The 17,707-nt window shown below is 64.2% G+C and carries 19 protein-coding genes; 8 read left to right on the top strand and 11 right to left on the bottom strand.

The genetic code is table 11. From position 1 onward, the window contains the following. Positions 1-13: 13 nt before the first annotated feature. Both CGZ66_RS13800 and CGZ66_RS13795 read left to right on the top strand, forming a co-directional pair. On the top strand, positions 14-1,198 hold the full coding sequence (locus CGZ66_RS13800; protein WP_095084690.1) for a CaiB/BaiF CoA transferase family protein: 1,185 nt from the start codon (positions 14-16) through the stop codon (positions 1,196-1,198). Then, positions 1,195-2,043 (top strand): citryl-CoA lyase, encoded by an 849-nt coding sequence (locus CGZ66_RS13795; RefSeq protein ID WP_095084689.1) that lies wholly within the window; start codon positions 1,195-1,197, stop codon positions 2,041-2,043. The genes CGZ66_RS13800 and CGZ66_RS13795 overlap by 4 nt, the downstream gene beginning before the upstream one ends. A gap of 9 nt (positions 2,044-2,052) precedes the next feature. Here CGZ66_RS13795 and CGZ66_RS13790 read toward each other — a convergent pair whose 3' ends face one another. Together CGZ66_RS13790 and CGZ66_RS13785 are read right to left on the bottom strand one after the other, a co-directional pair. Next, on the bottom strand, positions 2,053-2,529 hold the full coding sequence (locus tag CGZ66_RS13790; RefSeq protein WP_095084688.1) for an NUDIX hydrolase: 477 nt from the start codon (positions 2,527-2,529) through the stop codon (positions 2,053-2,055). A gap of 127 nt (positions 2,530-2,656) precedes the next feature. Next, positions 2,657-2,965, bottom strand: a complete 309-nt coding sequence (locus tag CGZ66_RS13785) for a hypothetical protein (RefSeq protein ID WP_095084687.1) — start codon at positions 2,963-2,965, stop codon at positions 2,657-2,659. Between the two features lie 339 nt (positions 2,966-3,304). Here CGZ66_RS13785 and CGZ66_RS13780 point away from each other — a divergent pair, with 339 nt between their 5' ends. Then, a complete protein-coding gene (locus CGZ66_RS13780) occupies positions 3,305-3,871 on the top strand; it encodes an invasion associated locus B family protein (RefSeq protein ID WP_095084686.1) in 567 nt (188 codons plus the stop codon). A 58-nt stretch (positions 3,872-3,929) separates the two neighbouring features. On the opposite strand, the gene coaBC is transcribed toward CGZ66_RS13780, so the two are convergent. The 3 genes from coaBC to ubiE all read right to left on the bottom strand — a co-directional run bounded on the left by coaBC (position 3,930) and on the right by ubiE (position 7,913). Next, positions 3,930-5,399 (bottom strand): bifunctional phosphopantothenoylcysteine decarboxylase/phosphopantothenate--cysteine ligase CoaBC, encoded by a 1,470-nt coding sequence (coaBC, locus tag CGZ66_RS13775; protein ID WP_206073711.1) that lies wholly within the window; start codon positions 5,397-5,399, stop codon positions 3,930-3,932. A 92-nt stretch (positions 5,400-5,491) separates the two neighbouring features. After that, positions 5,492-7,066, bottom strand: a complete 1,575-nt coding sequence (gene ubiB, locus CGZ66_RS13770) for a 2-polyprenylphenol 6-hydroxylase (RefSeq protein ID WP_095084685.1) — start codon at positions 7,064-7,066, stop codon at positions 5,492-5,494. Between the two features lie 70 nt (positions 7,067-7,136). After that, positions 7,137-7,913 (bottom strand): bifunctional demethylmenaquinone methyltransferase/2-methoxy-6-polyprenyl-1,4-benzoquinol methylase UbiE, encoded by a 777-nt coding sequence (ubiE, locus tag CGZ66_RS13765; RefSeq protein ID WP_095084684.1) that lies wholly within the window; start codon positions 7,911-7,913, stop codon positions 7,137-7,139. A 134-nt stretch (positions 7,914-8,047) separates the two neighbouring features. Here ubiE and CGZ66_RS13760 point away from each other — a divergent pair, with 134 nt between their 5' ends. The 3 genes from CGZ66_RS13760 (at position 8,048) to CGZ66_RS13750 (ending at position 10,481) form a co-directional block, all read left to right on the top strand. After that, entirely contained in the window at positions 8,048-9,022 is a 975-nt protein-coding gene (locus CGZ66_RS13760; protein WP_095084683.1) for an adenosine deaminase, read from the top strand. A 145-nt stretch (positions 9,023-9,167) separates the two neighbouring features. Further along, complete coding sequence (gene upp / locus CGZ66_RS13755; protein ID WP_095084682.1) at positions 9,168-9,797, top strand: uracil phosphoribosyltransferase; 630 nt, start codon at positions 9,168-9,170, stop codon at positions 9,795-9,797. 120 nt (positions 9,798-9,917) lie between these two features. After that, positions 9,918-10,481 carry a TIGR02281 family clan AA aspartic protease gene (locus tag CGZ66_RS13750; protein ID WP_095084681.1) on the top strand — a complete coding sequence of 188 codons (564 nt, stop codon included), beginning with the start codon at positions 9,918-9,920 and terminating at the stop codon, positions 10,479-10,481. Between the two features lie 24 nt (positions 10,482-10,505). Here CGZ66_RS13750 and deoA read toward each other — a convergent pair whose 3' ends face one another. From deoA to CGZ66_RS13720, 6 genes are all read right to left on the bottom strand, one after another. Further along, a complete protein-coding gene (gene deoA / locus CGZ66_RS13745; RefSeq protein WP_095084680.1) occupies positions 10,506-11,825 on the bottom strand; it encodes a thymidine phosphorylase in 1,320 nt (439 codons plus the stop codon). Then, positions 11,825-12,634, bottom strand: coding sequence for a purine-nucleoside phosphorylase (locus tag CGZ66_RS13740; protein WP_095084679.1), 810 nt, complete (start codon positions 12,632-12,634; stop codon positions 11,825-11,827). Before CGZ66_RS13740 ends, deoA begins: the two co-directional genes overlap by 1 nt. A 46-nt stretch (positions 12,635-12,680) precedes the next feature. Continuing rightward, positions 12,681-13,073, bottom strand: a complete 393-nt coding sequence (cdd, locus tag CGZ66_RS13735) for a cytidine deaminase (RefSeq protein ID WP_095084678.1) — start codon at positions 13,071-13,073, stop codon at positions 12,681-12,683. 63 nt (positions 13,074-13,136) lie between these two features. Further along, complete coding sequence (locus CGZ66_RS13730) at positions 13,137-14,108, bottom strand: ABC transporter permease (RefSeq protein ID WP_095084677.1); 972 nt, start codon at positions 14,106-14,108, stop codon at positions 13,137-13,139. 1 nt (position 14,109) lies between these two features. Beyond that, a complete protein-coding gene (locus CGZ66_RS13725; protein ID WP_095084676.1) occupies positions 14,110-15,249 on the bottom strand; it encodes an ABC transporter permease in 1,140 nt (379 codons plus the stop codon). Beyond that, positions 15,246-16,778 (bottom strand): ABC transporter ATP-binding protein, encoded by a 1,533-nt coding sequence (locus tag CGZ66_RS13720; protein ID WP_095084675.1) that lies wholly within the window; start codon positions 16,776-16,778, stop codon positions 15,246-15,248. Before CGZ66_RS13720 ends, CGZ66_RS13725 begins: the two co-directional genes overlap by 4 nt. A 261-nt stretch (positions 16,779-17,039) precedes the next feature. On the opposite strand from CGZ66_RS13720, the gene CGZ66_RS13715 reads away from it, so the two are divergent. Beyond that, on the top strand, positions 17,040-17,246 hold the full coding sequence (locus CGZ66_RS13715) for a SlyX family protein (RefSeq protein ID WP_206073715.1): 207 nt from the start codon (positions 17,040-17,042) through the stop codon (positions 17,244-17,246). A gap of 22 nt (positions 17,247-17,268) precedes the next feature. After that, complete coding sequence (locus CGZ66_RS13710; protein WP_095084673.1) at positions 17,269-17,667, top strand: hypothetical protein; 399 nt, start codon at positions 17,269-17,271, stop codon at positions 17,665-17,667. Positions 17,668-17,707 lie beyond the last annotated feature (40 nt).

The following is a 17,707-nucleotide window of genomic DNA, read 5'->3' as shown; positions in this document are numbered from 1 at the left end:
GATTTGAGCTCTCATGACCGAATTGCTTTCCGGTATCCGCGTCCTCGACCTGACCAACGTCCTGGCCGGCCCCTATTGTGCCTATCAGCTGGCGCTGCTCGGGGCCGACGTGATCAAGGTCGAGGTCCCGCAAGGCGGCGACCTGGCACGCCAGCTCGGCGGATCGCCAACGCTCAACAGCGCCGGCATGGGCGCCTCGTTCCTGGCGCAGAACGCCGGCAAACGATCGGTGGTGCTCGACCTCAAGAAGCCGGCCGATCGCGAGCGCTTCCTCGATCTGGTCGCCAGCGCCGATGCGCTGGTGGAGAACTTCCGCCCCGGCGTGATGGATCGGCTCGGCCTTGGCTACGAGGCGCTCAAGGCGGTCCGTCCCGGCCTTGTCTATTGCGCGATATCCGGTTTTGGCCAGACCGGGCCGATGCGTGACAATCCCGCCTATGACCAGATCATCCAGGGCCTTTCGGGGATCATGAGCATCACCGGCACGCCGGAGACGGCGCCGCTGCGGGTCGGCTATCCCGTCGCTGACACGCTTGGGGGGCTGGTCGGGGCGTTCGCAATCGCCTCGGCGCTGGTGCGACAGAAGACGAACGGCGAGGGCGCCTTTCTCGACGTCTCGATGCTCGAATGCACGCTCTCGGCGCTCGGCTGGCAGGTCTCCAACTACCTGACGGCAGCGGTCGATCCGCAGCCGATGGGCAATGAGAACATGACAGCGGCGCCGTCCGGCGCCTTTCGCACCGGCGACGGACTGCTCAACATCGCCGCCAACAAGCAGGAGCAGTTCGTGGCGCTGTGCCGGCTGATCGGGCGGCCGGAGCTGGCGGTGGATCCGCGCTTTGCCGAGCGCGAGACGCGCAAGCGCAACCGTGCGGCGCTCAAAGTCGAGATCGAGGACGCCCTGGCGGGCGCCGCGGCGGCAGTCTGGGAAGAGACGCTCAATCGCGCCGGCGTGCCCGCGGGCAGGGTGCTGACGATCCCGCAAGTGCTGGCCGAGCCGCAAGTGCTCGAACGCCAGGTGACCGCGAATTTTGAGGGTGTGCCGGGCATGGACAGGCCGCTGACGGTTCTGCGCGGCGGCTTCATGGTCGATGGCGCGGCACCCCTGCCGACGAAGCCGCCACCGGCGCTGGGCGAGCATATGGACGAGGTTTTCGCCGATCTGCCGCCTCGCGCCAAGACAAAAGCACGGGCATGAGCACCAAGAAGAAGACCGGCCGTGAGCGCGGCGAGGAATGGTGGCAGACCGATATCATCGAGATGCGGCCCGGTGTCATCCGGCTGCGCGGCTATGAAATCCAGGATCTGATCGGCCGCGTCAGCTTCCCGGCGATGATCTGGCTGATGTTGCGTGGCGAGTTGCCCAGCGAGGACCAAGCGGCGCTGCTCGGCATTGCGCTGGGCGCCGCCGTCGACCATGGGCCGCAAGCGCCGTCGATCGCGATTGCGCGCATGGCTGCAACCTGCGGCGTCGGCATCAACAGCGCCATGGCCTCGGCCATCAATGTGCTCGGCGACGTGCATGGCGGCGCCGGCGAACAGGCGCTGTCCTTCTACGGTGACATCGCTGTCGCGCTCGACGGCGGCATGACGCTGAATCAAGCCGTCTCGACGCGGCTCGACCGGTTCTTCGCCGAGGAGAAGGGTTATGTGCCAGGGCTCGGCCACCGTTTCCATCCGGTCGACCCGCGCGCGCCGCGCCTGCTGGAACTGACCCGCGCGTTTGCCGCGCGTGGTGTCGTCAATGGACGCTTCGCCGACATCGCCGAGGCGACAGAAGCGGACGTCGCGCGGCGCAAGGGGAAGAAGATACCGCTCAACATCGATGGTGCCACCGCCGTCATCTACGGCGAACTTGGCTTTCCGCCGCCGCTGACGCGCGGGCTTTTCGTGCTGTCGCGCTCGGTCGGCATCCTGGCGCATGCCTGGGAACAGTCACAGCAAGTCGAGCGAAACAAAGGGCCGCTGCCGCGCGAATGGTTGTGGGCCTATACCGGCGCGCCGGTGCGCCCCTTTCCAGAAGCGGACGACCCGACCGAGTGAAGTCCAGCCTCAGGCGAGGTCGAGTGGCTCGGGCTTGGCAATCATCAAGTTCGCCACCAGGGTCGAAAGGTCCGGCTCGTCGATGAGCGTGGCCGCATCGGCGGCAGGCAACCAGGCCCGCTGCCGCCGTTTGGCTTCCTGCCAGTCGGCCAGTTCCTCGGTGACCTCCAGCAGATAAACGATGACGTCGACGCGGACGAAGCGGTTGGCCAGCCGTTTCCAGTAGGAGTAGGTGCCCGCCGGCTCCTTCAGCGTCTTGCCGAGCACGCCGGCTTCCTCTCGCGCTTCGATGGTGGCCGCCTTGCGTCCGCTCTTGCCCTTCATCGGCCAGCCCTTGGGGACAATGAAGCGTCTCGTGGTTCGCGATGTGACCAGCATGACTTCGACATCACCACGCGCGTTCAGACGAAACGGAATGGCCGCCACCTGACGGATCCTCTGGCCGTTCTTTGCCTTGCGTACGGCCTTTTTCTTGGTGGCTGCCATTCGTGGATCCAGTCGATGTAAATGCCGCATAGCGCGACAAGGCATCGTTGCAAAACCAAAACTTTCGCGTGTGCCGAAAGACACTCCGAATACATAAGTCGGCTAATAAATGAAAAACGCCGGCTTGTCAGCGGCAATTGCTCAAGACGGTGGCGCCGATTATCTGCGTCGTACAGCTTGGCTTGTATTGTGGCACCACCGGCTGCGGCTGCTGGACGATCTGGCGGTCCTGGGCACGATACTGCTGCTGTTGCTGCTGGTAGAGCTGCCGCTGCACCCGGTTCTGCAGGATTTGCAGGTCGTTCTGCCGGATCAGCGCGTTGTTGCCGTTGAGGGAATTGAGGGCTTGTGCGGAAGCCGGCAGGCAAGCGCCGGCCAGCACTGCCGTCGCCAGCATTGCCGATGTGAAAACCATCAATGGTCGAAACGCCGACATCCGCTCATTCCCGCGTGAAGAAGTCATGGCCTTAATATAGGGCGTCTGTGCGGCTGTGCCATATCTTGGGGCTGATCGAAACAATATCGGTTTGTCGACCGCCGAGGGCCGCCTCAGGGCGGCGGAGAATCTGCCTGACAGCCCCGCATTGCACTTGACGGAGGTCGTCGATTCGCCGCTCTATCGGTCGGCGCCCGTCGTGAGCTGAGTGGCGTCAATGGCGCCGGCCGTCAGCTATGACGGCGCCTCCGGCGAAACGGTTTAACAGAACGCGATCGGCGCGTCTCTCAAGGTCAGCATCCAGCTGGCCCCAGGCGGAGCCGGGCGGGAGGAGTCCTGATGAGGAAGTACGCGTATTTCGTGGCAATGCTGGGTCTAGCCTGCGTCGTCGGTGCGCCGGCCATGGCGGCGCAAACCAAGACCGCGGCGGCGCCGGCCGCCGATGCGCCGCAACTGCCCGGTGGCGCGTCGGCGCTGTCCGAGACCCATGGCGACTGGACGGTCAATTGCCAGATTTCCGGCGCGACCAAGACCTGCAGCCTGTCGTATCAGCAATTCAACAAGCAAAACAACCAGCGCCTGCTGGCGATCGAACTGTCGAGCAAGACCGGCGAGGATGCCGCCGGTACGCTCGCCCTGCCGTTCGGCCTGGCGCTTGCCAAGGGCGTCAGCCTGAGCATCGACGACCAGAAACTGGATGGCAGCCTGCCATTCAACACCTGCCAGGTCGTCGGCTGCCTGGTGCCGGTGGCGTTCGATGCGACCCTCACGCCGCTGCTGAAGTCAGGCACCACCCTCAAGATCGATGCCTTCGCGGCAGACACCGGACAAGCGGTCACCTTTTCCATTCCGCTCAACGGTTTTGCCGGCGCCCTTGCCCGAACCGCGGAGCTTTTGTCCAATTGACCGCTGGGTCATGCAGAGCCGAATGACCTGAAGCGCGCCGTCGTTCCAGCGCCTCCACTCAAACGACGGTCGTCTTCAGCCGTTCGGCGATCAGGGCGGCGAGCCGCGCCGCCACCTCGTCCTTGCTTATCTCGGGCCATTCCTCGACGCCGGCCCTGGATACGATCCGCACCCGATTGCGATCCCCGCCCATCACGCCTGAAGGACCGATGCCGCTTTCGTGCGACACGTCGTTGGCCACGATGAAATCGGCGCCCTTCTTGCGAAGCTTGGCTTCCGCGTTGCGCAAGAGATCCTGTGTCTCGGCGGCGAAGCCGACCACAAGGCCAGGTCGCTGGCTGTGATGGCCAACCCCGGCGAGAATGTCGGGATTCTCGACCATGCGCAGCACCGGCGGTCCTTCGCCGGCGACCTTCTTGATCTTCTCACCGGCCGAGTTCTCGCTGCGCCAGTCGGCAACGGCGGCGACGAACACCGCGGCGTCCGCAGGCAGAAGCTGCTCCACCGCATCGCGCATCTCTTGCGCCCGTTCGACATGGATGGTCTTCACCCCAGCGGGATCGGCGATGGTGACCGGACCGGAGACGAGGCGTACATCGGCGCCGAGCCTGGCCAGTGCCGCCGCGATGGCGTGGCCCTGCTTGCCGGACGAACGGTTGGCGATATAGCGCACCGGGTCGATCGGCTCATGCGTCGGGCCGGAGGTGACGATGATCCTGCGCCCCGACAGCGGCTTGGGGCTGACATCAAGCAGCGCCTCGATGGCGGCGACGATCTCCAGCGGTTCGGCCATGCGGCCTTCGCCCGCCTCATTGCTTTCGGCCATTTCGCCCCTGGCGGGACCGACAAAGGCGACGCCATCCTTCTGCAACGTCGCGCGGTTGCGGCGGGTCGCCGGATGCGCCCACATTCTTGGGTTCATGGCTGGCGCCATCAACATGGGCTTGTCGGTGGCGATCAACACCGTCGAGGCAAGATCGTTGGCATGGCCATTGGCAAGCTTGGCCATCAGGTCGGCGGTGGCGGGCGCCACCACCAGAAGGTCGGCCTCGCGCGATAGCCTGATATGGCCGACATCGTGCTCGTCATTGCGGTCGAACAGTTCGGTGAAGACATGGTCTGCGGAAAGCGCCCCCACCGACAGCGTCGTGACGAACTCCTGTGCGGCTGATGTCATGACCACCCGCACCGCAGCGCCTCGCTCGCGCAGGCGACGGATGAGATCCAGCGCCTTGTAGGCGGCGATGCCGCCGCCGATGATGAGCAGGATGCGTTTGCCGGAGAGGCCGCGCGGCAAGGCTTTGCCTGCCGGTGCGGCAGCGGGAGTGGCTACGCCGTGCGAACTGGTCAGTTCGCGGAGGGTTTTCTCGATCTGGTCGATGCGGCCCACAGAACCGATCTGCCCGTCAACGGCGGCCCGGATCATCACCCGCGCTTGCTCCTCCATGGAGCGGTCGTTCTCCGCCGCCAATCGGCGCAGCAGGTCCTTGACCTCATCGTCCAGATTGCGGATCGTAATGCTGGCCATATGATTGCACTCTACCGCAGTTTCTGAATGCAATGATAGCAATGCAATCAGATCGCCGCAAGTTGCGAGCTAAACCCGGTTGTGACTGGGCGCTATATGATCTTCCACGCAATGTAGACCAGCGTCAGGGCGATCACCCACAGCGCCAGGCGACCGGAGCGGCTGTAGCGCGCCTCGGCCTTGCCGATGGCCCGGGCGGTGGTCTCGTCGAAGCGCAGGCCGTGCTCGGCCATCAGGTCGATCTCTCGTGACAGCCGATCGGTACGCGCCGCAAGCTCGGGCGCCTGGCGGGCCAGCGTCAGCAGCGCCTTGGCGCCATCGCGTGCATCGACCATCATGCCACGCGGGCCAAGATTGCCGGCGATCCAGCCGCTGACCACCGGCTCGGCCGTCTTCCACATGTTGAAGGCCGGGTCGAGCGTGCGCGCCACACCCTCGACCACCACCATGGTCTTCTGCAGCAGGATCAGTTCCGGCCGCGTCGCCATGTCGAAGAGTTCGGTCACTTCGAACAGCAGCGTCAAAAGCTTGGCCATCGAAATGGTCTCTGCCGGCTGGCCGTGGATCGGCTCGCCGATCGCCCGGATTGCTTGCGCAAAGGCCGCGACATTGTGCTGGCGCGGCACATAGCCGGCTTCGAAATGCACTTCGGCGACACGCAGGTAGTCGCGGGTGATGAAGCCGTAGAGGATTTCGGCGAGGAAGCGGCGCTCCTTCTTGCCGAGCCTGCCGGCAATGCCGAGATCGACGGCGACTATGGTGCCATTTGCTTCGACGAACAGGTTGCCCGGATGCATGTCGGCGTGGAAGAAGCCGTCGCGCAGCGTGTGGCGCAGGAACGACTGGATGAGATTGGCGGCGATAGTTTTCAGGTCATGACCGGCAGCGGCAAGGCCGGCAATGTCGTTCATCTTGACGCCGTCGACCCACTCCATGGTCAGCACGTCGCGGCCGGTGCGCTCCCAGTCGACGGATGGCACGCGAAAACCGGGATCATCCTTGGTGTTTTCGCCGAGTTCCGAAAGGGCTGCCGCCTCGAGGCGGAGGTCCATCTCGATCCTGGTGGTCTGCGCCAACGTCTCGGTGACCTCGACCGGCCGTAGCCGGCGCGACGACGGGATGTACTTCTCCTGCAGGTGGGCGGCGAGGAAATAGCTTTCGAGATCCTGGAAGAAGTGGCGGCGCACGCCCGGCCGGATGACCTTTACAGCGACCTTGGTTGCAGCGCCGTCATGGATGGTTTCGGCAGCGTGGACCTGGGCAATGGAAGCGGCTGCGACCGGGTCGCCGAATTGCGCGTAGAGATCGCCGACCTTGCGCCCGAGCGAAGCCTCGATAGCCGCGATCGCCTCGGCTCTCGGGAAGGTGTGCATCTTGTCCTGCAACATGGCGAGATCGAGCGCCATGTCGTTGCCGACGACGTCGGGGCGTGTCGCCAGGAACTGGCCGAGCTTGACATAGGACGGTCCGAGCCGGACGACCGCCTTGGCCAGCCGGTCGCTGCGCTCATAGGCCAGTGCGCGGCGGCGGGTGAACAGCCGCGCCAGCCGCCAGCCGAACTTCGGCAGGCCCGACAGTTCCTCGCCCGGCAAGGCGGCGACGACGCCTTCGCGCACCAGCACCCAGCCCGCCCGTACGAGCCGAAACCCAGCGCTGACGGTGCTCATGGCCGTGCCCGTCCTACCGGTTCTTCGAACCGGCATGGCGCACGTCGACTGTGAGAAATGCGGTCCAGCCTCAAAGCTTCCAGCCCGAATGAAGTGCCGCGATGCCACCGGAATAGTTGCGGAAGGAGACGCGATCGAAGCCAGCGCGGGAGATCATCGTCGCGAAATTCTGCTGGTTGGGAAACCTGGCGATCGATTCGACCAGATAGGAATAGGGCTCGCCGTCACCGGTGACCATCTTGCCGATCTTCGGAATGGCGTTGAACGACCAGGCTTCATAGGCCTTGTCGAGCAGCGGCATCTCGACTTCGGAGAATTCGAGGCAGAGGAACCGGCCGCCCGGCTTCAGTACTCGGAACGCTTCACTGAGCGCGACAGCGATGCGCGGCACGTTGCGAATGCCGAAAGCGATGGTGTAGGCGTCGAATGTCGCGTCCGCAAAGGGCAGTTCCTCGGCATTGGCCTCGACGAAGTCGGTGTTGCCGGACAGGCCTTTCTTCTCGGCTCGATCGCGGCCGACGGCGAGCATGGAGCCATTGATGTCGAGCACGGTGGCATGGGCATTGCCGTGGCTCGCATCGACGATGCGGAAGGCGATGTCACCGGTGCCACCGGCAACGTCGAGCACGCGCCAGCCCATTCTTTTGGGAGGATTGAGCCAGGTGACCATGGCATCCTTCCACAGCCGGTGCAGGCCGGCCGACATCAGATCGTTCATCAGGTCGTAGCGGTTGGCAACCTTGTGGAAAACATCGTTGACCAGGGACTGCTTGTCGCCAGCCCCTACACGCTTGAAACCATAGGAGGTTTCCATGCCGCCCGCGGCCGTGGTTCTCTCAACTGACATTTTTTTGATCCGTCATAAAACCGGCGGGACCATAGCCGATCGATGGTGCGGGCGCTATTGTTTAAGGCGCGGTGTTCGGCCGCGCTTCCAGGTGTTGGGTTTTCAACAGCTGGACTGACTGACGGGATGATTGAATGCCTTTGAAAGCGGAATTGCACTGCCACATCGAGGGGGCAGCGGCGCCTGAACTCGTCATCCGCCAGGCGCAGAAATACGGCAGGGATACCTCGCCCTATATCCAGAACGGTTCATTCGTCTGGCATGATTTCACATCCTTCCTCGCGGCCTACGACTTTTCCTCCGATCTGTTCCGGACGGAGGAGGATTATGCACGGCTGGCCGACCATTACCTGACCAGCCTGGCTCGCGACGGTGCCATCTATTCCGAGGTGTTCACTTCGCCCGACCATGCCAAGAAGGCCGGGCTCTCGCCCAAGGCCTACACCGACGCGCTCGGCGAGGGCATGGCGCGGGCCAAGGCCAAGACCGGCATCGAGGGCCGCATGATCGTCACCGGCGTGCGCCATGTCGGCGTCGAGTCCATCGAGCAGGCGGCGCGCTTCGCGGCGCGCTGCGGGCATCCGCTGGTCACCGGTTTCGGCGTCGCCGGCGACGAGCGCATCGGCGACATGGAGGACTATGTCAGGGCCTTCGAGATCGCGCGCGAGGCCGGGCTCGGCATCACCATCCATGCCGGCGAACTGACAGGCTGGGAGACCGTCAAGGCGGCACTCGATCACATCCGTCCCTCCCGCATCGGCCATGGCGTGCGCGCCATCGAAAACCCGGACCTTGTCCGGCGCATTGCCGATGAGGGTATCGTGCTGGAGTGCTGCCCCGGCTCCAACATCGCGCTCAAGGTGTTCGACAGTTTTGCCGACCATCCCTTTCCGGCCCTGCAGGCGGCCGGCTGCAAGGTGACGCTCAATTCCGACGATCCACCCTATTTCTGGACCTCGCTGAAGCGCGAATACGAAATCGCCGCCGAGCATTTCTCGATGACCGAAAAGGCGCTGACCGCCGTCACCAGAACGGCCATCGAGGCCGCTTTCGTCGACCGAAAGACCAAGACCGCGCTTCTTGCTCGCCTCAATGGCGCCGCTCGCTGATTTCTTCCGACAAAGCTGTGGTCGGTGCTGGCCAACGGTTCCTTGGCCGGCGTATTGCCGCTAGGGTTCACTCAAGCAGCTTGAAGCGCGGCGCGTCCGAAAGGACCATGCGCGCACTTTCGGGCGCAGGCATCAGGAGAACACCATGCAGGGCGTCACCGTCGTCGACCATCCGCTTGTCCAGCACAAGCTGACCATCATGCGCAAGAAGGAGACCTCGACGGCCGGCTTCCGGCGGCTGCTGCGCGAGATTTCGCTGCTGCTCGGCTATGAGGTCACCCGCAACCTCGAACTGACGACGACGACGATCGAAACGCCGATCGAGACCATGGAGGCACCGACGCTGGAGGGCAAGAAGCTGGTTTTTGCCTCGGTGCTGCGCGCCGGCAACGGCTTGCTCGAAGGCCTGCTAGACTTGGTGCCCGCGGCCCGCGTCGCCCATATCGGCCTTTACCGCGACCATGAGACGCTGGAAGCGGTGGAATATTTCTTCAAGGCGCCGAGCGACCTCGCCGACCGGCTGGTGATCGTCGTCGATCCGATGCTGGCCACCGCCAATTCGGCGATTGCGGCGATCGACAAGCTGAAAGGGCGCGGCGCCACCAACATCCGCTTCCTTTGCCTGCTGGCGGCGCCCGAAGGCATCGAGCGCTTCACCAAGGCGCATCCGGATGTTCCCGTCTTCACCGCTTCGATCGACCGCCAGCTGAACGAGAAGGGCTACATCATGCCTGGGCTCGGTGATGCCGGCGACCGCATGTACGGGACCAAGTAGTACCAGGCAAAGTTGCCTGGTACGATTTACCAAATGTTTACGCAAAGGCGTGGTTTTGGCGTGCGTTAAAGCGGCAATCACCATCCGGGCCTATGGATCGGCCGTCACGAAGGCCGATCCATGCTGCGCAAACTTCTCATCCTTGGCGTTTTCGCCGGCACATCGGCATCGATACCGATCGTGTATCAGTCCAATCCGCAAATCATCGAAAACCTGCTGAGATCGTCGATGACGGGCAAGGCAGCGGTCGAGGCCCAGCCGGACGTCAATCTGGCAGTGGTGCCCGACAAGCCGGCCACGCCGCTGCTGCTTGGCCGCAAGGTCATCGTTACGGCTGACGAGCGCGGACATTTCTCGTCGGCCTTCAAGCTCAACGGACGTCAGGTCGACGGCATGATCGACACCGGCGCCACGCTGGTCGCCATCAACACCTCGACGGCCCGCAGGATCGGCCTGTCGCTGAACCCTTCCGACTTCAGTCACGAGGTCAGCACCGCCAATGGCTCGATCAAGGCTGCAGTGGCAATGATCGACCGGCTACAGATCGGCAGCATCACGGTCAATGACGTCCAGACCATCGTGCTCGACGACAAGGCACTGCAGACCAATCTGATCGGCATGAGCTTCCTCAATCGGCTTGGCAAATTCCAGGCCGAGAATGGGACGCTGCTGCTCGTTCAATAATCTGCCGCGCGGAAGAATTCGCAATTAGCCGCGTGGAAGAATCCGCCGGATGACCGACTTGTCGGCAGCCGGCTTCGAGGCGCCAATCGCATAGGCCGAAATCACAGCGGCGGCGGCCGCCTCGGCATCGGCCAATGAGCGGGCATGGACCAGCGCCAGCGGCTCGCCAGCCCGAACCTCCGCGCCGACCGGCAGCAGCCTGGTGATGCCGACCGCGTGATCGACCTTGTCGTCCGGCCGCGTGCGTCCGCCTCCCAGGCCAACCACGGCGAGCCCGATGTCGCGGGTCGTTATGCCGGTGACGAAGCCGTCTTCGGTCGCCTTGACGGCAAACTCGGTCGCCGCCACGGCCAAGTATTTTTCCGGTTTCTCGATGAAATCGGCGGGACCGCCGAGCGCGGCGACCATGCGCGCAAAAGTGGCGGCGGCGCGGCCGCTGGCAAGCGTCTCAGTGGCGCGCCGCATGCCATCCTGGTTCGACGACACCAGTCCCGCCGATTGCAGCATCTCGGCGGCGAGCGCCAGCGTCACGTCCTCCAGCCGACGATCACGAAGACGGCCGGTCAGGAAGTCGACGGCGTTGCGCACCTCGACCGCGTTGCCGGCGGCCGAGGCCAGCGGCTCGTTCATGCCGGTGATCAACGCCGAGGCCTTCAGGCCGGCGCCATTGGCGATCTCGACAAGGCTGTTGGCAAGCGCGGTCGCGTCCCGCGACTTTTCCATGAAGGCACCGTTGCCGACCTTGACGTCGAGCACCAGCGACTGCAACCCGGCCGCCAGCTTCTTCGACAGGATCGAAGCGGTGATCAGCGGCACCGATTCGACCGTGCCGGTGACATCCCGGATCGCGTAGAGCCGTCGATCTGCCGGCGCGAGGTCCGCGGTCTGGCCGATTATGGCGCAGCCGGTTTCAAGCACCGCCTTGCGAAACAGCGCGATATCAGGCTGGCTGGCATAGCCGGGGATCGCATCCATCTTGTCCAGCGTGCCGCCGGTATGGCCAAGGCCACGGCCAGAAATCATCGGCACATAAGCGCCGCAGGCGGCGACGATCGGCGCCAGCATCAGCGAAACATTGTCGCCGACGCCGCCTGTCGAATGTTTGTCGGTCACCGGGCCGGGCAGGTCCGACCAGTCGAGCACGTCACCGGAATCGCGCATCGCCAGCGTCAGTGCCACCGCCTCGTCGCGGCTCATGCCGTTGAAGAACACCGCCATGGCGAAGGCGCCGACCTGGCCGTCCGAAACGGCCCCTTCGGTGATGCCCCCGACGAAGCCGGCGATCTCCTGCGCCGACAGCTTCAGGCCATCGCGCTTGCGTCGGATGATTTCCTGGGGAAGCATCAGCTCTCCAGCAGTCCGTCGCGGAACACGCGCTGCAGGATCGTTGCCAGCCGCGCGCCGCCGATCGGCGCCATGTCCTTGGTCTCCTGGTGCGAGAGCTCGGCCCCGGTCATGCCCGCCGCCAAATTGGTGATGACCGAGCAGGCGGCGACCCGAAGTCCAAGGAAGCGGGCAAGAATGACCTCCGGCACGGTCGACATGCCGACCGCATTGGCGCCCATGATGCGCGCCATGCGGATTTCGGCGGGCGTTTCGAAGCATGGGCCCGAGAACCACATGTAGACGCCCTTGTGAAGTGCTGTGCCGGTTGCCTTCGCCCCCCGTTCGATCGCCTTGCGGATGCCGGCATCATAGGCTTCGGTCAGGCCGACAAAGCGGCTGTCGCTGGGCTCGCCGATCAGCGGATTGGTGCCCGAGAAATTGATGTGGTCCGATATCAGCATCACCGAGCCGGGCGGCATGTCCGGATCGACCGAACCGGCAGCATTGGTGAGGATCAGCTTGGTGATGCCGATACCTGCAAGCACTTCCAGCGCGGGCCGCATCGCGGCCGCGTTGCCGTGCTCGTAGTAATGGGCGCGGCCGGACAGCATCAGCACCGGCACGCCGGCAAACAGCCCCGCCACCACTTGGCCAGCATGGCCGGAGACGCCACTTCTGGGAAAGCCCGGCAGGTCGGCGTAAGAAATGCGGATCGGATCCTCGATCTTGTCGACCAGCCCGCCCAGGCCTGAACCCAGCACCAGTGCGGTCGACGGCGCCAAGCCGTCCAGCCTTTCGACGAGATGGTCGAGCGCCTTTTCCTTCATCACAGCCAACTCTTCATTTCCGCCGGTTCTTCGTTCAAACAGGTCTTCATTTCAAAATGTCGCCGCGGAAACCGTAGGGCAGCATGTCGCCCATGGTCACGGTCTCGGCCACGCCGGCATTGTCGCAGAGATAGAGTTTTGTTTCCGGCCGGCAAAATTCGGCCAGCCGCTGCCGGCAGCCGCCGCAAGGCGAGCATTTCGCCATGCGTTCGGCAAGGACGGCGATTTCCATGATCTTGCCGCCGCCACCCATGATGTAGTGGCCAAGCGCGGTGGTCTCGGCGCACCAGCCTTCCGGATAGGAGGCAATTTCGATGTTGGCGCCGGCAAAGACGCGCCCGTCCTCGGTGCGCAAGGCGGCGCCGACCGGGAACTTCGAATAGGGCGCATAGGCCTTGGCCATGGCAGCTTTGGCCGCTTCGAACAGATCATGCGACATTGGTTTGTTCTCTCCGACGATCGTGTCCAAAACCCGGCGCCTGCGCCGGGCAGCGCTTCGACCTCAGCGCTCCTTGACGTAAGGCACGCCGCCGGCGCGCGGCGGGATCGCCTTGCCGATGAAACCGGCGAGCAGGATGACGGTGAGGATATAGGGCAGCGCCTGCATGAACTGCACCGGCACCTTGCCGATGATGGGCAGCGGCGAGCCTTGCAGGCGGATCGCCGCCGCGTCGAGGAAGCCGAACAAGAGGCAGGCGAACATGGCATTGACCGGCTTCCATTTGGCGAAGATGAGCGCGGCCAGCGCGATGTAGCCCTTGCCGGCGGTCATGTCCTTCACGAAGCCGCCATTCTGGACCATCGACAGATAGGCACCGGCGATGCCGGTCAGCACGCCGGTGCAGATCAGCGCCCGGTAGCGTAGCCAGGCGACCGAGATGCCGGCGGTGTCGACTGCGGCCGGGTTCTCGCCGACGGCGCGCAGCCTGAGGCCGAAGCGGGTGCGAAACAGCACCCACCAGGTGAACGGCACCATCAGGAACGCGAGATAGACCAGGATCGAGTGGCCCGACAGAAGCTCGGCATAGATCGGTCCGATGATCGGCACGTCGTGGATGGCGTCGGCACCCGGCCAGGTGATGGCCTCGAAGCGCTCGCCCGGTTGCAGCGCCGGCGTGCGCCCGCCTTGCTGGAACCACGCCTGGCCGAGGATGATGGTCGATCCGGCGGCGATGAAATTGATCGCCACGCCAGAGACGATCTGGTTGCCGCGGTGGGTGATCGAGGCAAAGCCGTGGACCATGGCAAAGGCGACGGAGATCAGGATGGCCATGCCGAGGCCGAGAAAGGCCGAATGGAACACGGAAGCGGCCGCGGCACCGGCGAAGGCCCCGACCAGCATCTTGCCTTCGAGGCCGATGTCGAAGATGCCGGCGCGTTCCGAATAGAGCCCGGCAAGGCAAGCGAGCAGCAGCGGCACTGAGAGGCGGATGGTCGAGTCCAATGTCTGGACGATTGCGTTGAACACATCCATCTCAGGCACCCTTCCCCTTGACCGCTTCCATGCCGACCGATCGCGGACTGAACGAGGCGAACAGCGCCTGGATGTAAGGCCTGAACATGTGCTCGAGCGCACCGGCGAACAGGATGACCAGACCCTGGATGATGACGATCATGTCGCGGCTGATCGCCGGCATTTCGAAGGCAAGCTCGGCGCCGCCCTGGTAGAGCATGCCGAACAGGATCGCCGCCAGCACGATGCCGACCGGGTGCAGGCGGCCCATCAGCGCCACGGCGATGCCGACGAAACCGGCACCACTGACAAAGTCGATCGCGACATTGTGCTGGTCGCCCATCACGGGGTTAAGCGCCATCATGCCGGCCAGCGCGCCGGAGATCATCATGGCGGTGATGATGATGCGGGTTTCCGAAATTCCGGCATAGCGCGCCGCCTTCGGGCTGTGACCGTAGGTGCGCATCTCGTAGCCGAGCTTGGTGCGCCAGATCAGCAGCCAGACCAGGAAGGCCATGACCAGCGCCAGCAGGAAGCAAACATTGAGCGGCGCCGAGCGGATCTTGGCGCCGAACAGTTCGATGATCCAGTTGAGCTTCGGCAATTCCGCGCCGGCGAGGAAGTTGCGGGTCTGCGGCGCTTGCGACCCTGCCGGCTTCAAGGGGCCGACCAGCAGGTAAACCATGATCGAAGCGGCGATGAAGTTGAACATGATGGTGGTGATGACGATGTGCGAGCCGCGCTTGGCCTGCAGGTAGGCGGGGATAAGCGCCCACAACGCGCCCACGACCGACGAAGCGACGATGGCCAGCGGAAATGTCAGCCACCATGGCAGCACGCTGTCGAAGGAAAGACAGACCACGGCGATACCGAGGCCGGCGATGTAGGCCTGCCCCTCGGTGCCGATGTTGAACAGGCCGCAATGCGCCGCCACCGCCACCGAAAGCCCGGTAAATATGAAGGTGGTGGCATAGAAGAGGGTGAAGGCAATGCCTGTGCCCTTGCCGAAGGCACCCTCGACCAGGATAACGGCGGCGCGCAACGGGTTCTCGCCGACCAGAAGCACGACGAAACCGGCGACGACGAAGGCAACGAACAGGTTGATCAGCGGGATCAGGCCGTAGTCGGCCCAGGCCGGCAATTTGGCGTAAGGCGTGCTCATTGGGCGGCCTCCTGATGCTCGACACCAGCCATCAGCAGGCCGAGTTCGCCCTCGGTCGCTTCCGGGCCGCGCTCGCCGACGATGCGGCCGGCAAACATCACCAGGATGCGGTCGGAAAGCGAACGGATCTCGTCCAGCTCGACCGACACCACCAGCACCGCCTTGCCCTGGTCGCGCATGGCGATCAGGCGCTTGTGGATGAATTCGATGGCGCCGACATCGACGCCGCGTGTCGGCTGGCCGACGATGAGAACACCCGGGTCCTGTTCCATTTCCCGCGCCAGCACGATCTTCTGCTGGTTGCCGCCGGAGAAGTTGGCGGTCTTCAGCCGGCAGTCGGCCGGACGGATGTCGTATTTGGCGATCTTGTCCTTGGCATCGTTGCGGATGGCGTCGATGTTGAGGAACGGCCCTTTCAAATAGCGAGGGTCGTCGTGATAGCCGAGGATGGAATTCTCGTTCTCCTCGAATGCCAGCACCAGCCCGACGTGATGGCGGTCCTCCGGCACATGGGCGAGGCCGCGGTCGCGCAATTCGCCCGGATCGGCGGCACCCGTCAGGTCGATCGGCTTGCCGTCGAGCATGACCGAGCCGGAAACGGCGTGCCGGATGCCGGAAATCGCCTCGAGCAGCTCGGATTGCCCGTTGCCGGCGACGCCGGCGATGCCGACGATCTCGCCGGCGCGAATGTCGAAGGAGATGTCGTCGACCATGGTGACGCCGCGTGTATCCTTCACCGTCAGGTTCTTGACCGCGAGCTTGACGGCGCCGGCATCCGCCTCGCCCTTCTCGACCCTGAGCAGCACGCGCCGCCCGACCATCAATTCAGCCAGTTCCTCGACGGTGGTCTTCTTGGTCTCGCGCGTCGCCACCATCGTGCCCTGGCGCATGACCGACACCGTGTCGGTGATGGCCATGATCTCGCGCAATTTGTGGGTGATCAGCACCACCGTCTTGCCCTGTTCCTTCAGCTGCCCGAGGATGCGGAACAGATGGTCGGCCTCGGCCGGGGTCAGCACGCCCGTTGGCTCGTCGAGGATCAGGATCTCGGCGCCGCGATAGAGCGCCTTCAGGATCTCCACACGCTGCTGCAGGCCGACAGGCAGTTCCTCGATGATCGCATCGGGATCGACCTCCAGCCCGTATTCGCGTTCGAGACGGTCGAGTTCGGAGCGCGCCTTGGCGATGCTCCGCTTCAGCAGCGCGTCGCTCTCGGCGCCCAGAATGATGTTTTCCAGCACCGAGAAATTGTCGACCAGCATGAAATGCTGATGCACCATGCCGATGCCGAGGGCGATGGCGTCATTGGGTGTCTTGATCGAGGCCGGCTGGCCGCCGACGCGGATCTCGCCGCTGTCGGCCTGGTAGAACCCATAGAGGATCGACATCAGCGTCGACTTGCCGGCGCCGTTCTCGCCGACAATGCCATGGATGGTACCGCGCGCGATCTCCAGATTGATGTCTCGGTTGGCGCGCACGGCGCCAAAACTCTTGTTGATGCCGATCAACTCGATTGCGGCTTGCGCCATGCAGCCTGTCCCACTCTTATTTTTTATCGCTTGGTCAAAACGCCTAGCATGACACTCCGCCCGTGCCAATTGGCGGAGCATTGGTCACTCTCGACAAATCCCGGTGCGCTTGTCAATTTCCAACGTGGCCGGGGCCTTCACATTCGCTAATATGGCAAAGCCGAAATTCGCATCGCGGCACAAGGCATTGCGATGCAAGGCACTGCGTAGCGAGACATTACGCTGCGACGCATTATGCTGCCAGACTGGGGACTTTGAATGATCATGCCCGCCGACCGGCTGACGACGCTGGAGATCCGCTCCGCCGAACAGGAGAAGACCATCGAAGAACTGTCCGGCCAGATCGCCGAGCAGTGGAAGGTGATCGAGCGCATGCAGCGCAAGCTCGATGCGCTGACGGACCGCTTCTTGGCGCTGGAGGAGCAGGCGGCGCCGGACGTGCCCATAACCAAGCCGCCGCACTGGTGAGGAAGAAGGGGAGGGGAAAGTCATGGCCAGTGAAAGCGATCGCGTCGCGCGGGCCGGCGACTATGTGCTCGGCCTGATGAACGATGCGGAACGCGAACGGGCCGAGCGCGACCTCGAGATCGACGCTGCCTTCCGGGACGCGGTCGTGCAACTTGCCGAACGAATGCACCTCTTCGACCGCGCCAAACCGGCTGATGGCGAAGAGCGTTGGACGGAGATCACGCAGCGCATTGCCGACCTGCCGCAGATGCGCACCTTCGGTCTGGGCGGCAGCGATGCCAAATCACCGACGGTGATCCGAAGCCTGTCGCAGGCGCCGCACGGCTTCGGCCTGCACGCGCTTGGCGGCCGTCGCGGATTTGCCGTTGCCGTCGGGCTGATCGTGGTCTTCGCGCTGGGTTATCTGGCGGGCAAGCTATAGCCAACGCAAAACCGCCGGGCTTGCGCCCGGCGGTTTGCAG

The organism is Mesorhizobium sophorae, from assembly GCF_002270415.1.
GTDB lineage: Bacteria > Pseudomonadota > Alphaproteobacteria > Rhizobiales > Rhizobiaceae > Mesorhizobium > Mesorhizobium sophorae.
This window is presented reverse-complemented; position numbering and strand designations above follow the sequence as displayed.